15 protein-coding genes are annotated in these 14,071 nt (G+C 60.5%); 10 read left to right on the plus strand and 5 right to left on the minus strand.

Annotated elements, in window-relative coordinates:
* The first annotated feature begins 24 nt into the window (after window positions 1–24).
* The 6 genes from lepB (at window position 25) to acpS (ending at window position 4,745) form a co-directional block, all read left to right on the plus strand.
* Window positions 25–1,002, plus strand: a complete 978-nt coding sequence (gene lepB, locus ACJ8HH_RS19470) for a signal peptidase I (RefSeq protein WP_033635624.1) — start codon at window positions 25–27, stop codon at window positions 1,000–1,002.
* A gap of 236 nt (window positions 1,003–1,238) precedes the next feature.
* Window positions 1,239–1,919, plus strand: coding sequence for a ribonuclease III (gene rnc / locus ACJ8HH_RS19475; RefSeq protein ID WP_004929158.1), 681 nt, complete (start codon window positions 1,239–1,241; stop codon window positions 1,917–1,919).
* On the plus strand, window positions 1,916–2,824 hold the full coding sequence (gene era, locus ACJ8HH_RS19480) for a GTPase Era (RefSeq protein WP_004929162.1): 909 nt from the start codon (window positions 1,916–1,918) through the stop codon (window positions 2,822–2,824). The genes rnc and era overlap by 4 nt, the downstream gene beginning before the upstream one ends.
* 6 nt (window positions 2,825–2,830) lie before the next feature.
* Window positions 2,831–3,562 carry a DNA repair protein RecO gene (gene recO / locus ACJ8HH_RS19485; protein ID WP_004929165.1) on the plus strand — a complete coding sequence of 244 codons (732 nt, stop codon included), beginning with the start codon at window positions 2,831–2,833 and terminating at the stop codon, window positions 3,560–3,562.
* A 71-nt stretch (window positions 3,563–3,633) separates the two neighbouring features.
* A complete protein-coding gene (gene pdxJ / locus ACJ8HH_RS19490) occupies window positions 3,634–4,365 on the plus strand; it encodes a pyridoxine 5'-phosphate synthase (RefSeq protein WP_025303943.1) in 732 nt (243 codons plus the stop codon).
* The gene (gene acpS, locus ACJ8HH_RS19495) at window positions 4,365–4,745 is read left to right on the plus strand and encodes a holo-ACP synthase (protein WP_004929169.1); all 381 of its coding nucleotides are present in this window, start codon (window positions 4,365–4,367) and stop codon (window positions 4,743–4,745) included. Before pdxJ ends, acpS begins: the two co-directional genes overlap by 1 nt.
* Before the next feature lie 45 nt (window positions 4,746–4,790).
* Here acpS and ACJ8HH_RS19500 read toward each other — a convergent pair whose 3' ends face one another.
* The 3 genes from ACJ8HH_RS19500 to ACJ8HH_RS19510 all read right to left on the minus strand — a co-directional run bounded on the left by ACJ8HH_RS19500 (window position 4,791) and on the right by ACJ8HH_RS19510 (window position 7,679).
* Window positions 4,791–5,051 (minus strand): YfhL family 4Fe-4S dicluster ferredoxin, encoded by a 261-nt coding sequence (locus ACJ8HH_RS19500; protein WP_033635622.1) that lies wholly within the window; start codon window positions 5,049–5,051, stop codon window positions 4,791–4,793.
* A gap of 91 nt (window positions 5,052–5,142) precedes the next feature.
* Window positions 5,143–6,687, minus strand: a complete 1,545-nt coding sequence (locus tag ACJ8HH_RS19505; protein WP_190296740.1) for a phosphoethanolamine transferase — start codon at window positions 6,685–6,687, stop codon at window positions 5,143–5,145.
* Between the two features lie 143 nt (window positions 6,688–6,830).
* Window positions 6,831–7,679: a MurR/RpiR family transcriptional regulator gene (locus ACJ8HH_RS19510; protein ID WP_033648938.1), complete on the minus strand. Its 849-nt coding sequence runs from the start codon at window positions 7,677–7,679 to the stop codon at window positions 6,831–6,833.
* Between the two features lie 167 nt (window positions 7,680–7,846).
* Between ACJ8HH_RS19510 and murQ the strand changes: the two genes are divergently transcribed.
* Genes murQ through yfhb form a run of 3 tightly spaced genes read left to right on the plus strand, consistent with a single transcriptional unit; the run spans window position 7,847 to window position 10,786 of the window.
* Window positions 7,847–8,740, plus strand: a complete 894-nt coding sequence (murQ, locus tag ACJ8HH_RS19515) for an N-acetylmuramic acid 6-phosphate etherase (RefSeq protein WP_049209567.1) — start codon at window positions 7,847–7,849, stop codon at window positions 8,738–8,740.
* A gap of 18 nt (window positions 8,741–8,758) precedes the next feature.
* Window positions 8,759–10,126: a PTS transporter subunit EIIC gene (locus ACJ8HH_RS19520; protein WP_033635619.1), complete on the plus strand. Its 1,368-nt coding sequence runs from the start codon at window positions 8,759–8,761 to the stop codon at window positions 10,124–10,126.
* Between the two features lie 3 nt (window positions 10,127–10,129).
* Window positions 10,130–10,786 (plus strand): phosphatidylglycerophosphatase C, encoded by a 657-nt coding sequence (gene yfhb / locus ACJ8HH_RS19525; protein ID WP_033654296.1) that lies wholly within the window; start codon window positions 10,130–10,132, stop codon window positions 10,784–10,786.
* Between the two features lie 35 nt (window positions 10,787–10,821).
* On the opposite strand, the gene ACJ8HH_RS19530 is transcribed toward yfhb, so the two are convergent.
* Window positions 10,822–11,886 (minus strand): DUF2157 domain-containing protein, encoded by a 1,065-nt coding sequence (locus ACJ8HH_RS19530; protein ID WP_033648934.1) that lies wholly within the window; start codon window positions 11,884–11,886, stop codon window positions 10,822–10,824.
* A gap of 117 nt (window positions 11,887–12,003) precedes the next feature.
* Here ACJ8HH_RS19530 and tadA point away from each other — a divergent pair, with 117 nt between their 5' ends.
* On the plus strand, window positions 12,004–12,510 hold the full coding sequence (gene tadA / locus ACJ8HH_RS19535; protein WP_033648933.1) for a tRNA adenosine(34) deaminase TadA: 507 nt from the start codon (window positions 12,004–12,006) through the stop codon (window positions 12,508–12,510).
* Here tadA and mltF read toward each other — a convergent pair whose 3' ends face one another.
* Window positions 12,511–13,971: a membrane-bound lytic murein transglycosylase MltF gene (gene mltF / locus ACJ8HH_RS19540; protein ID WP_041036366.1), complete on the minus strand. Its 1,461-nt coding sequence runs from the start codon at window positions 13,969–13,971 to the stop codon at window positions 12,511–12,513.
* Window positions 13,972–14,071: the final 100 nt, after the last annotated feature.

A 14,071-nucleotide genomic window follows, 5' to 3' on the forward strand; every position in this document is an offset into this window, starting at 1 on the left:
AGTTCGCGAAACGAGGGAGTTTGCATGGCGAATATGTTTGCCCTGATCCTGGCGTTGGCCACCCTGGTCACCGGGATCATCTGGTGCTTCGAGCGCTTCAAATGGGCGCCGGCCCGCCGCGCGAAGATCGCGGCGGTCAACGCACAGACCGCGGGCGCCGTAGACGATAAAACGCTGGCGAAAGTGGCGAAGCAGCCAGGCTGGGTGGAGACCGGCGCATCGGTGTTCCCGGTGCTGCTGCTGGTCTTTGTGGTGCGTTCGTTTATTTACGAACCGTTCCAGATCCCGTCCGGCTCAATGATGCCGACGCTGTTGATTGGCGATTTCATTCTGGTGGAGAAATATGCCTACGGCATTAAAGATCCGATTACCCAGACCACGCTCATTGAAACCGGCCATCCGAAGCGCGGCGATATTGCGGTATTTAAATATCCGCTGGATCCGAAACTGGATTATATCAAGCGCGTGATCGGCCTGCCGGGCGACCGTATTACTTACGATCCGGTGAATAAGCGCGTTACCGTGCAGCCGTCCTGCAACAGTGGGCAGTCCTGCGATACCGCGCTGGCGGTGACCTACGCCGACGCGCAGCCGAGCGACTTCGTGCAGCTGTTCAGCCGCAGCGGCATGGGCGAGGCCAGCAACGGCTTCTACCAGATCCCGCTGAGCGATAACGTGCCGCCGGGCGGCATTCGCATGCGCGAGCGCCAGGAAAGCCTCGGCAACGTCACGCATCGTATCCTGACCGTGCCGGACGCGCAGGATCGGGTGGGCGCTTACTACCAACAGCCGGGCAAACCGCTGGCGGAGTGGGTGGTGCCGGCCGGGCATTACTTCATGATGGGCGACAACCGCGACAACAGCGCGGACAGCCGGTACTGGGGCTTTGTGCCGGAGAAGAATCTGGTGGGTAAAGCCACGGCCATCTGGATGAGCTTTGAAAAGCAGGAAGGTGAGTGGCCTACCGGCGTGCGTTTCAGCCGGATCGGCGGCATTCATTAATCGCTGACTGATTCCCTGTTATTTTCACGCCGCAGCCTACTGCGGCGTGAAAGATTAAGGGGATATAAAACACAGCATTATGTTTCCACTCGTTGTAGAATACTTTCTCGAGCGATAAAAAGTTGGCCCCTGCTGGGAGCCACTGCAAACGAAACAGCTTTGGATCGGCTTTCGGCGAAGCAGGCCTGTTCCGTATGCTGCAAGTTTTTGACGCATTCTTGATCTATTGGTAACTCATGAACCCCATCGTAATAAACAGGCTGCAGCGGAAGCTGGGCTACACTTTTCAACAGCAGGAGCTTTTACTGCAGGCTTTGACTCACCGCAGCGCCAGCAGTAAACACAATGAACGTCTTGAGTTTCTGGGTGACTCGATTCTGAGCTTTGTCATCGCCAATGCGCTCTATCACCGCTTTCCTCGCGTCGACGAGGGCGATATGAGCCGCATGCGCGCCACGCTGGTGCGCGGCAACACGCTGGCGGAGATGGCGCGCGAGTTTGACCTGGGCGAATGTCTGCGGCTTGGGCCGGGCGAATTGAAAAGTGGTGGGTTCCGCCGCGAGTCAATCCTGGCGGATACGGTGGAGGCATTGATCGGCGGCGTGTTCCTGGACAGCGATATCCAGACCGTCGAGCGTCTGATTTTGGACTGGTATCGCAGCCGGTTGGACGAAATCAGCCCCGGTGATAAGCAGAAAGACCCGAAAACCCGTCTGCAGGAGTTTTTGCAGGGGCGTCATCTGCCGTTGCCTTCTTATTTGGTGGTGCAGGTTCGCGGAGAAGCGCACGACCAGGAGTTTACCATCCACTGCCAGGTGAGTGGTTTGAGCGAGCCCGTGGTGGGCACCGGCTCGAGCCGCCGTAAAGCCGAGCAGGCGGCAGCGGAACAAGCGCTGAAAAAGCTGGAGCTTGAATGAGCGAAGTAAAACAACACTGCGGGTTTATCGCCATCGTCGGCCGCCCGAACGTGGGCAAATCGACGTTGCTGAACCAACTGCTGGGGCAGAAGGTTTCCATTACGTCGCGTAAGCCGCAGACGACCCGTCACCGCATCATGGGCATCGACACCGATGGCGCCTATCAGGCGATCTACGTCGACACCCCTGGGCTGCACATCGAAGAAAAACGCGCCATCAACCGCTTGATGAACCGCGCGGCCAGCAGCTCGATCGGCGACGTCGAACTGGTGATCTTCGTGGTCGAAGGCACCAACTGGACCGCCGACGACGAAATGGTGGTCAACAAGCTGCGCAGCCTGCGCTGCCCGGTATTGCTGGCGATCAACAAGGTCGATAACGTCACCGACAAATCCAAGCTGTTGCCGCACATCGCGTTCCTCAGCCAGCAGATGAACTTCCTCGACGTGGTGCCTATCTCCGCCGAAAAAGGCATGAACGTCGACACCATCGCCGGCATCGTGCGCAAGCTGCTGCCGGAAGCGGAACACCACTTCCCGGAAGACTACATCACCGATCGCTCACAGCGCTTTATGGCCTCCGAGATCATCCGCGAGAAGCTGATGCGTTTCCTGGGCGAAGAGCTGCCGTACTCGGTGACGGTAGAAATCGAACAGTTCGTGGCCAACGATCGCGGCGGCTACGATGTGCACGGCCTGATCCTGGTCGAGCGCGAAGGCCAGAAGAAAATGGTCATCGGCAACAAGGGCGCCAAGATCAAAACCATCGGCATCGAAGCGCGCCAGGACATGGAACAGATGTTCGACGCCAAAGTGCATCTCGAGCTGTGGGTGAAAGTGAAATCCGGTTGGGCGGACGACGAACGTGCGCTGCGCAGCCTGGGCTATGTTGACGATCTGAAGTAACGATCCGTGGACGGCTGGGAGCGCGCTTTCGTCCTGCATGGGCGGCCGTACAGTGAAACCAGTCTGATGCTGGATCTGTTTACCGAAGGTCATGGGCGGGTGCGCTTGCTGGCGAAAGGCGCGCGCAGCCGCCGCTCTAATCTGAAGGGCTGTCTGCAGCCCTTTACCCCCCTGTTAGTGCGCTGGGGCGGCCGCGGCGAAGTGAAAACGCTGCGCAACGCCGAAGCGGTCTCCCTCGGTTTACCCCTCAGCGGCATGATGCTTTACAGCGGCCTGTACGTGAACGAACTGCTGGCGCGCGTGCTCGAGCAGGAAACCAACTACTCGGTGCTGTTCTTCGACTATCTGCAATGCCTGCAGGCGCTGGCGGCGGAAGACAGCTCGCCGGAGCAGGCGCTGCGTCAGTTCGAGCTGGCCTTGCTGCACCACCTGGGCTACGGTCTCGATTTCCTGCACTGCGCCGGCAGCGGCCTGCCGGTGGATGACGCCATGACCTATCGCTATCGCGAAGAGAAAGGCTTCATCGCCAGCCTGGTGGTGGATCACTACAGCTTCACCGGGCGCGAACTGCGCGCGCTGGCGGAGCGGCAGTTTCCCGATGCCGAGACGCTGCGCGCCGCCAAGCGTTTCACCCGTATGGCGCTGAAACCCTACCTCGGCGGCAAGCCGTTGAAGAGCCGCGAACTGTTCCGCCAGTTCGTGCGCAAACAGCCGAATACGCCGGTCGACGACGCCTGACCTTTTCCCCTTTTGCCGCCTTGCGCCCGCGTGTAAACTGCTGGCACTGAAAATCGTATTTAGAGGTTGTCATGGCTGATTTGCTGCTGGGCGTCAATATCGATCACATCGCCACGTTACGTAACGCGCGCGGAACCCAATACCCGGATCCGGTTCAGGCGGCATTCATTGCCGAACAGGCGGGGGCCGACGGCATTACCGTGCATCTGCGCGAAGACCGCCGCCACATCACCGACCGCGACGTGCGCCTGCTGCGCCAGACCATCCAGACGCGCATGAATCTGGAGATGGCGGTGACCGACGAGATGCTGGACATCGCCATTGAGCTGAAGCCGCATTTCTGCTGCCTGGTGCCGGAAAAGCGCGAAGAAGTGACCACCGAAGGCGGCCTGGACGTCGCCGGCCAGCTGGACAAAATGAGCGTGGCGGTTGAGCGCCTGGCGCAGGCGGGCATTCTGGTCTCGCTGTTCATCGATCCCGATCATCGTCAGATTGACGCGGCGGTGGCGGTGGGCGCACCCTATATCGAAATCCACACCGGCGCCTACGCCGAAGCGCAGGGCGAGCTGGCGGTACAGGCCGAGCTGCGCCGCATCGCGGTAGCCGCCGCCTACGCGGCCGAGAAGGGGCTGAAGGTCAACGCCGGCCACGGCCTGACCTACCACAACGTGCAGCCGATCGCCGCGCTGCCGGAGATGCACGAGCTGAACATCGGCCATGCGATTATCGGCCAGGCGGTGATGAGCGGGCTGCCGGCCGCGGTTGCCGACATGAAAGTGCTGATGCGGGAAGCGCGCCGGTAATGGCGGTGCTCGGGCTGGGAACCGACATCGTTGAGATGGCGCGTATCGAAGCGGTGGTGGAGCGCAGCGGCGATCGCCTGGCGCGCCGCGTGCTGAGCGACGCCGAGTGGGCGCTGTATCAGCAGCACCAGCAGCCGATTCGCTTTCTGGCCAAACGTTTCGCGGTGAAAGAGGCCGCCGCCAAGGCGTTCGGCACCGGCATTCGCAATGGCCTGGCGTTCAATCAGTTCGAAGTGTTCAACGATGCGCTGGGCAAGCCGAATATTCGTTTGCACGGCCGCGCCGCCGAGCTGGCCGGGGAGATGGGGGTCACCGCGATCCACGTTTCGCTGGCCGATGAACGGCGCTACGCCTGCGCGACGGTGATCGTCGAAAGCTGAAAATAGCAAGGGCGCCTGTGGCGCCCTTGTCAGTCCTGCGGCAAATTAAATGCGATCGGCGTGGTGCAGCACCACGAACTTGTCCCACAGCTGTTCGTTGGTCTCGCGATGCTGCGGATCGGTGATGATGGTGTTGTCGATCGGGCAAACCTGCTGGCAGGTCGGCGTATCGTAATGGCCGACGCACTCGGTGCAGCGATCGGTATCGATCTGATAAATCTCATCGCCCATCGAAATCGCCTGGTTCGGGCATTCCGGCTCGCACATGTCGCAGTTGATGCATTTCTTGGTAATCAGCAGTGCCATTGTCAGTTATCTTTCCATCGGTGTGCTCGGGCTGGCGCGCAATCTATCATAGAATCGCCGCGCGGCGGGCGTTTTTTCGTCATCTTATCGCTTAGGGTAACTCAGGTGGGTCGTCAGCCAGCTGATCGAAATCAACCCTTCTCTGCCCGTCAAACACCCAGCGCTTATCGGTATCCGCCATACGCATCGTAGGCATCACCTCCGGATGGGTAACCCGTATTCCCGCCTCTTGAGCAAACAACCCGATAAAATCGAACGCGCTCAAGGGATCATCAATGATCTGGTGCTGTTGGTCGCGATCGCTCAGCACCAGCAACGGCACCTGGTAATTCTGCCGGGTATCGCCGCTGTGACGCAGAGAACGTATGCCGCCGATATCCTTATGGGAAAGACCGTGATCGGAGAAATAGAACAGTTTAAACGGCGCGCCGGTCTGTTTCAGACTGTGATAAACCTGCTCGATAAAACGATCAGTCTTGCGATAGGTAGAGAGGTAGCAGGCCAGCTCCTTATTCGGCGACTCGACGCTCGGCGGTTCGCCGTTAAGCCGCTCGCAAAAGTCGGCGTGCGAGCCCATCAGATGCAGCACATAAAGGTTGCCTTGCCCCTGGCGGCTCAATAATTGGTCAAATATCGGCAGCAGTGCATCATCATCGGTGTTGCGCGATTGATAGTCGCCTTTCTTCAGGAAGTAATGGTTATCGCTGAACATAGCGATTTTTGATACCGGCGTATCGAATTGCCCGAACATGCCCTGATTGGACAGCCAGTGGGTATTGAGGCCGGCGGCTTTTGCCAGGGTGATGATATTATCTCCGAGGGCAATGCTGTGGCCGTTGCTTAAAGCCAGCGTGCGGGGGAGCGATTCGAATGTATTCGGCGCGGTGGAAATATAATTACTGTAAAACCGTCCCTTGGCATTATCCAGAAACGGTGTAGTGGACACCGGATAACCAAATAAGGACATATGATCCCTGCGCATACTTTCGCCGACGATAATGACATAGTTTTCATTCTTCGGTGCGCCAGAGGTGAACGACCAAGAGTACGGTTCTGAAACGCCGGTGTTTAATTCATCAATTTGCTGTTGATATTGATCGTAAGCGGAGTAGGTGGATAAAAAGAAGTCAGGTAATTTAAGCTTAACCAAGCCACCGCTGAATATTCTGGTGATGACGATAACCGCAAATAACGCCAGCAAAGGCAATATGATTTTTTTTGGCAGTGCTTGTCGCCAAATAAACCTTTTTAAAATAATAAGCATGGTAAATATTACGACAGGCAGCAGATAACACCTGGCTGGGAGGGTATGCAGGAACTCACTCGCTTCTGTACTGTTGGTTTGCAGCAGGGCAGACACCACGGCCGCTGACGGAGACCCGTAAATGGCACCGACCGGCGCATACAGCGCGCACAGCAGAATAAACGGAATAATCAGGCCGTAGCGGGTAAGCGAATGATTAGATAATAATAGCAAGATAAGTGCAATAAAAAGAATATCAATGCCTTTTCCACCGCTGTATCCCATCGCTTTGATCAATATCAAAGCAATAATGGCGTAAAATAAAAAAGTGCGCAGGGTCGGGTGAGCCACGGAGTGCCGCAACTTATCTAAAATAACAGTGTGTGTATTCATAATGGTATCGTTAAATAATGCTGTCCATGCATGCTCAATTATTGAACGATAATTGAGCGAGTCACCGCCCGCACATTATTTTTCGAATGCAGAGAAGGGAAATAATTGAGCTGGCGGCGTTTTATCGGCCGCCATTATACGCCTCAAACCAACTTTTTCATTAACTGTTCGCTGTGTTTGATGCGATCGCGGGCATGATCGAGATCGTGCTGGATCAGCGCCATAAACAGCAGGTCGGTGAGGGCGTACTGGGCCGTGCTGGAAGAGATGGCCGCGCTGCGGGTGTGGGGCTCTTCGGCGATGGTATAGAGGCAGTGGTCCGCGCGCTGCTGCAGGCCGTTGGGAGAGAAGCTGGTCAGCGCCAGCACCCTGGCGCCGGCCTGGCGCGCCTCTTCCGCCGCCAGATTGATTTCACGCCGTTCGCCGCTGAAAGAGATAGCCAGCAGCAGATCGCGTTTGTCCAGCGCCTGAACCGCCGCCAGCTGGACGTGCATGTCCGGTTCGGCCACTGCCATCACGCCGATTTTCAGCAGTTTGAAGGAGAAATCCTTGGCCACCAGCCCGGAGGCGCCGATGCCGATCAGCATCACCCGGCGCGCTTGGCGCAGCATGTCCAGCGCCTGATGCAGCCGCTCTTCGCTGTTGATGTCCAGCGTCGCGCGCAGCGCCGCCTGCTTTTCCGCCAGCAGTTTTTCACCGACGATTTTCAGCGTGTCGCTGCTGAGGATGTGGTTGTGAACGGTCACTACCGGCTCGGCCTGCGGCTGGGCCAGCGTTTCGCTCAGCGCCAGTTTCAGCGCCGGAAAGCCCTTATAGCCCAGCTTTTGGGCGAACTTCACCACGCTCGACTGGCTGATACCGGCCAGCTCGGCCAGCTTTTGCGAGCTGAGATGGCGCGCCTGCTCGGCGTTATTCAGCAAAAAGTCCGCCAGCTTGCGGTCGTTTTGCGCCAGTGTCGGATACATTTGGCGTATGCGCAGAAGGGTACTCATTGATCTTTCCCTGGAAACCAGCGGCCATTTTGCCATGCAGGCGGCGAAAACGCGCGGTGAAAATTTTTGTGAGCTCGTCGTTAAAATAGCAAATAGCGCTCGCTTTGTTGAATAAAATATTCAAATATTGATTTAATTTTGTGAATTAAAAATTCAAAGGTGAACAGATGAACTTAGGCGCACTGGTATCGGAAACCCGCAACCCGGCCACCATGGGGCTGGATGAGATGTCGACGCTGGATATGGTCCGCTGCTTTAACCAGGAAGACCGCAAGGTGCCGGAGGCGATCGAAAAGGTGCTACCGGCGATCGCGCAGGCGGTCGATTTGGCCGCGGCGGCGTTGAAGGCCGGTGGGCGGCTGATTTATTTGGGCGCCGGCACCAGCGGCCGATTGGGGGTGTTGGATGCCTCCGAGTGCCCGCCGACCTTCGGCGTGCCGCACGGCGTGGTGGTGGGCTTGATCGCCGGCGGGCCGGGCGCACTGCTCAAGGCGGTGGAGGGGGCGGAAGACGACGAAGCCCTGGGCGAAGCCGATCTCCGGGCGCTGAATCTGACCGCCGTCGATATGGTGGTGGGGTTGGCGGCCTCAGGGCGCACGCCTTATGTGATTGGCGCACTGCGCTATGCGCGCGGGCTGGGCTGCCCGACGGCGGCCATCTCCTGCAACCCGGATTCGCCGATCGCGCACGAAGCGCAGGTGGCGATCTCGCCGGTGGTGGGGCCGGAGGCGCTGACCGGTTCGACGCGCCTGAAATCCGGCACCGCGCAGAAGCTGGTGCTCAACATGCTGTCGACCGGCGCGATGGTCAAGTTGGGCAAGGTCTATCAGAACCTGATGGTGGACGTGAAGGCCACCAACGTCAAACTGGTGGATCGCGCCTGCCGCATCGTGGTGGAGGCCACCGGCGCCGAACGCGCTCAGGCGGAGGCGGCGCTGGCGCAGACCGGCTTCGAGGTCAAGCCGGCGATCCTGATGATTCTGGCCGGCGTCAGCGCCGAAGAGGCGCAGCAGCGGCTGCAGCGGCACGACGGCTACCTGCGCGCGGCGCTGGCGCGTTAACTCACGGTGGGGGCGGCGATGGACAAGACAACGGCATTGGCGACACAGATCCTGGCGGGCGTGGGGGGCGAGGGCAATATCCTCAAACTGGAGAACTGCATGACGCGGGTGCGCGTCGAGGTCAGCGACGAACAGCGTCTGGATCTGGCCGCTCTCAAGCAGTTGTCCGGCGTGAAGGGCTATATCAAACAGGGTGAGCAGCATCAGTTTATCGTTGGCCCGGGCGCCGCCGCCAAGGTGGTGGACGCCATGCGCGCATTGCTGAGCGGTAGCGCGCAGCCTGCCGTCGCCGTCGGTGACGCGGCCCGCACCAAGGCGCAGGCCAAGCAAAAATACGCTGCGCCGATGAGCGGTGCGCTGAAAAAGCTGGCCGATGTCTTTATTCCGCTGATCCCGGCGTTTATCGCCTCGGGCCTGATCACCGGCATCATCAACCTGCTGAAACGGCCCGACATCGCCGGCCAACTGGCGGTGGACTACCCGAACGTGCTGGGGTTGCTGGCGATCTTCGGCAGCGCGGTGTTCGCCATCATGAACATTCTGGTCGGGGTCAACGCCGCGAGGGTATTCGGCGGCTCTCAGGCAATGGGCGGCGTGATGGCCGGCATTCTCTCCAGCCCGGCGCTGGCGCAGATTACCTTGTTCGGCGAGGCGCTGCAGCCGGGGCGCGGCGGGGTGATCGCCGTGCTGCTGGTGGTGGCGTTGATGTGCTGGGTGGAGAAACGCCTGCGCACGCTGCTGCCGGAATCGGTCGAACTGATCCTTAACCCACTGCTGACCACGCTGGTCACCGCCTCGCTGGCGATCCTGATTCTGCAGCCGATCGGCGGCATTATCTCCGACGCCATCGCCCACGGCGCCAATCTGGCGATCGACAAGGGCGGGCTGCTGGTGGGAGCGCTGCTCTCGGGGCTGTTCCTGCCGCTGGTGCTCTCCGGTCTGCATCAGGGGCTGGTACCGATCCACGTCGAGCTGGTGCAGGCGCACGGTTCCAACCCGCTGCTGCCGATCCTGGCGATGGCCGGCGTCGGGCAGGTGGGGGCAGCGCTGGCGGTGCTGTTGAAAACCCGCAATGCGCGGCTGAAAAAGGTGATCAAAGGGGCGTTGCCGGTCGGCATTCTCGGCATCGGCGAGCCGCTGATCTTCGGGGTGACGCTGCCGCTGGGCCGGCCGTTTATCGGCGCCTGCCTCGGCGGTGCGGTCGGCGGCGCGCTCATCAGCTACTGGAAGGTGGCGACGGTGATCACCTTCGGCATTTCGGGGCTGCCTTTGGCGTTGACCATCGTCTCAGGTAAGGTGATGTTGTATCTGGCGGGGATGCTGATTACGATTATCGCCGGTTTTCTCTTCACCTGGATGATGGGGTTCAACGATCCCGAGGAGTAGCGTTTGAGCGACAAGCAGCAACAACCGGCCGCAGAGGGGCGCCGCGTGGTCTTTTTCGATCTGGACGGCACTCTGCATCAGGAGGATATGTTCGGCAGTTTCTTGCGTTTTCTGCTGCGCCGCTTACCGCTGAACCTGTTGCTGGTGATACCGCTGCTGCTGCCGATCGGTCTGGCGCTGCTGCTGTTGGGGCGCGCCGCGCGTTGGCCGATGAGCCTGCTGCTGTGGGCGATCACCTTCGGGCGTTCCGAAGCGACGCTAAAGGCGCTGGAGCGGCAGTTTATCGAGGCCTTTCGCCAGAAGGTGACCGCATTTCCGGTGGTGCAAATGCGGCTGCGGCAGTACCTGGAGGAGCACGATGCCGAAGTGTGGTTGATTACCGGCTCGCCGGAGCGGCTGGTGGAGCAGGTGTATCGCGATTCGGCGTTTCTGCCGCGGGTACGGTTGATCGGCAGCCGCATCACGCGCCGCTGCGGCGGCTGGGTCTTGCCCCTGCGCTGCCTGGGGGCGCAGAAAGTGGTGCAGCTGGAGCAGCGGCTCGGTGCGCCGCTGAGACTATACAGCGGTTACAGCGACAGCAAGCAGGATAATCCGCTGCTGTTCTTTTGCGAGCACCGCTGGCGGGTAAGTAAGCAGGGCGAGCTGCAGCAGCTGGAATAAGCCAAGGGCGGAGGATTCCGCCCTTGCTGTTTTTATCAGTACCGCGATCGGTCGTCGGTCACGTCGTGCGGCTGGCGCCCCAACTGCCAAATTTTCTCCGCATAATGCCCCAGCGCCCACAGGCTCAGGCCGAGCAGCGCGAAAAAAATCGTCTTCGGCATGCTGTCCCAGAAAAACTCGAACAGGCGGGTATACAGGTTAATGCCGAGGAAGGTTAGCCCGAAGCCGCGCAGCATGGCGTCGTCATGCTTCAATCCCAGCCAAATGGCGGCGAGGGCGGCCAGCCCGAACAGCAGGCTCCAGTGGAACAGCTCGATCTGGCGCGCGCGGTACCAGCTGTCGAGGTCGCCGTAGTTGCCGAAGATAGACAGCAGCCACAGGGCGATAAACAGATACAGCAGGCCCATCGCCAGCGACACCCGCTGCAGGCCGCGTTGCGCCAACAGCGGCCGCAGCAGCAGCGCGGCGGCGATCAGCACCGCGCCAAAGGCGATAAAACGAATCGGGTAGCTCATGCCGAGCCAGTAGGCGCCCCAGCCGGACAGGTAGCCGGTCTCGGCGCCGAAGGCGTTGCCGAGCGACAGCAGGGCGAACCACCACACCAGCCCGGAGCGGCTGAACCAGCCGATCGCGCCGTACAGCAGCGCGGCGAACAGCAGCAGCACGGAAACCCGGCCGCTGCCGTTATCCAGCCAGACCCCCAGCTGCCATAAGGCGCAGGCGGTAAGCAACACGGCGACAAACAGCGCCGCCTCATTGCCGTAGCGTTTTTCCGGGTGGCGCCGGCGGCGACGCAGCGCCCAGACGTAGGCCAGCGCCGCCAGTACGCCGGCGATCGCCATGCGTACCGGCGCGTCGAAGCGGAACAGTCCGCTGAGCCATGCAAGCAGTTCGCTGTCGGCGAACAGGCTGGTGACGGCGATCAGCAGCGAGGCCAGCGCGGCAAGAAACGCATAGCGCGCCAGCCGCCGCCAGTCGAAAGGCTGCACGGCCACATGCTGCAGCAGCTGCTGCCGTTGTGCGGGCGTCAAGGCGCCTTCTCCCACCCAGCCGTCCAGCGCCTTGCGCACCACGACGGCGTTCTTTTTACTGAGTTTCATGCTTCTTGTCCCTGAATCACACGCTGATTCGGCCAGTATAGCCATTGGCGGGCGGCTACGACAAAGGAGGGCTAGTGTGTATAATGCCCGCCGCAAAAGCGCACGAGGAATTATGCGATGACTGAATATAACGATGAGTACTGGATGCGTCAGGCATTGCAGCTGGCCCTGCGCGCGCAGGAAGAGGGCGAGGTGCCGGTGGGGGCGCTGCTGGTGCTGGACAATCAGGTCATCGGCGAGGGCTGGAACCGCCCGATCGGCCGACACGATCCTACCGCACACGCCGAGATCATGGCGCTGCGCCAGGGCGGCGCGGTGCTGCAAAACTACCGTCTGCTGAATGCCACGCTGTACGTCACGCTGGAGCCCTGCGTGATGTGCGCCGGTGCGATGGTGCACAGCCGTATCCGCCGGCTGGTGTATGGCGCCGCCGACGAGAAAACCGGCGCGGCCGGTTCACTGGTGGACATTCTGCGCCATCCGGGCATGAACCATCAGGTGGAGATCGTTTCGGGCGTGCTGGCGGAGGAGTGCGCCGCCACCCTAAGCAATTTCTTCCGCCTGCGCCGTGAACAGAAAAAAGCGCTCAGGCTGGCGCAGCGGGCGGCGGATAAGCCGGAATAATCAGTAGTTGAGCGCCAGTTCCGGCATCACCGTCGGGTAGCCTTTCCCCAACGCCTCCTGCTCGGCGGCCGCTTGCGCCGCCTTTCTCTCTTTTTCCTGCAGATAGCCCACCAGGCTGACCTGGTAGCGGCGAATGTTTTCTACATAGTTGTAGGCTTCACGCCCGCGCGCATAGCCGTAGGTCAACTGCGGGTAGTAGCGCTTCTGGCTGAGCATCGGCAGGCGCTGCTTGACGTCGACCCAGCTGTCCGGGTTGCCTTTTTGCGTCTTGGTCAGCTTGCGCGCGTCCAGCATGTGGCCCCAGCCCATGTTGTAGGCCGCCAGCGAGAACCAGATGCGCTCGTCTTCCGGCACGCTGTCCGGCACCTTGGCCATCAGCCGCTGCAGGTAAAGGGCGCCGCCCTGAATGCTCTCTTCCGGATCGAGGCGGTCGTTGACCCCAAGGCCGTCGGCGGTGGCGCGGGTCAGCATCATCAGGCCGCGCACGCCGGTGGGTGAGGTGGCCTGCGGATTCCAGTGCGATTCCTGATAGGCGATGGCCGCCAGCAGCTTCCAGTCGATCTCGTTGGCGTGCTTCTCGAACAGCGGGCGGAAGTTGGGCAGCACCGAGTCGATGGCCGACAGGAAGGTTTTGGTGTCCACATAGTCGAAGCTGCCGACGTGGCCGAGGTATTTCTCTTCGAGCCGCGCCAGGGTGCCGTCGTCCACCATCTGGCTGTAGAAGTCCAGCATCGCCGCGTACAGGCTGTCGTCGCCGTCGCGTTTCAGATACCAGGTAACCGGCTCTTCGTCGGTGACGTCGAACGCCACCGCCAGCTGCGGATGGATGCGCTGCAGCAGCGCGATGGTCACCGAATCGCCGAGGGTGTAGTCCAGCTTGCCGTCGGCCACTCGCTCCAGCAGCTCTTTGGAGGTGAGATCGCTGGAGGACTCCCAGGCGAGATCCGGGTATTTATCCTGTTTGAGCTGCTTGAGGGTGCTGACGTGCGCGGAACCGGAAGCGACCGCCAGCTTGCCTTTAATGTCGGCGAAACTTTTCGGCCGCGGGGTGCCCAGCCGGTACACCAGCTGTTGGGAAACGGAGTAGTAGGCCGGGCCGGTACGCGCGCGGCTGAGGCGCTCCTGGTTGTAGATCAGGCCCGCCGCCAGCAGGTCGGCGTCGTCGTCGTCCAGATCGTCGAACAGGTCATTGATGTTCTGATGGGGGATCACCACCAGCTTCACCCCGAGGTAGTTGGCGAAGCGCTTGGCCAGTTCGTAGTCGAGCCCACCCGGCCCTTGCTTGGTGTTGAAATAGGTCAGCGGTGAATTCAGCGTGCTGATACGCAACTCGCCGCGGGAAATGATCTCCTGGAGTTGCCCGCCCGGGCCGCTGCGCCAGGTGATATTGGGCCACAGCGCGAGAGCCAGAAGCAGGGTGACAACGCCGATGAGGATGTAGTTTATTTTAAGACGTTTCAAATAGTTATCCAGTGGTGGCACAGGTACGCCGGCGACGATAACCGCGACTTTTCTCATGGTTAAATCACCAGTGCGGGGGCATTTTGCGCAACAAAACGCC

Origin of the sequence: Serratia sp. CY32780 (assembly GCF_052169135.1) — a bacterium.
Classification (GTDB): domain Bacteria; phylum Pseudomonadota; class Gammaproteobacteria; order Enterobacterales; family Enterobacteriaceae; genus Serratia; species Serratia sarumanii.

Bases quoted from the DNA above. Each gene is read 5' to 3' on its own strand.
- lepB (WP_033635624.1), top strand. From the start codon at position 25: ATGGCGAATATGTTTGCCCTGATCCTGGCGTTGGCCACCCTGGTCACC.
- rnc (WP_004929158.1), top strand. From the start codon at position 1,239: ATGAACCCCATCGTAATAAACAGGCTGCAGCGGAAGCTGGGCTACACT.
- era (WP_004929162.1), top strand. From the start codon at position 1,916: ATGAGCGAAGTAAAACAACACTGCGGGTTTATCGCCATCGTCGGCCGC.
- pdxJ (WP_025303943.1), top strand. From the start codon at position 3,634: ATGGCTGATTTGCTGCTGGGCGTCAATATCGATCACATCGCCACGTTA.
- acpS (WP_004929169.1), top strand. From the start codon at position 4,365: ATGGCGGTGCTCGGGCTGGGAACCGACATCGTTGAGATGGCGCGTATC.
- ACJ8HH_RS19500 (WP_033635622.1), bottom strand. From the start codon at position 5,051: ATGGCACTGCTGATTACCAAGAAATGCATCAACTGCGACATGTGCGAG.
- ACJ8HH_RS19505 (WP_190296740.1), bottom strand. From the start codon at position 6,687: ATGAATACACACACTGTTATTTTAGATAAGTTGCGGCACTCCGTGGCT.
- ACJ8HH_RS19510 (WP_033648938.1), bottom strand. From the start codon at position 7,679: ATGAGTACCCTTCTGCGCATACGCCAAATGTATCCGACACTGGCGCAA.
- murQ (WP_049209567.1), top strand. From the start codon at position 7,847: ATGAACTTAGGCGCACTGGTATCGGAAACCCGCAACCCGGCCACCATG.
- ACJ8HH_RS19520 (WP_033635619.1), top strand. From the start codon at position 8,759: ATGGACAAGACAACGGCATTGGCGACACAGATCCTGGCGGGCGTGGGG.
- ACJ8HH_RS19530 (WP_033648934.1), bottom strand. From the start codon at position 11,886: ATGAAACTCAGTAAAAAGAACGCCGTCGTGGTGCGCAAGGCGCTGGAC.
- tadA (WP_033648933.1), top strand. From the start codon at position 12,004: ATGACTGAATATAACGATGAGTACTGGATGCGTCAGGCATTGCAGCTG.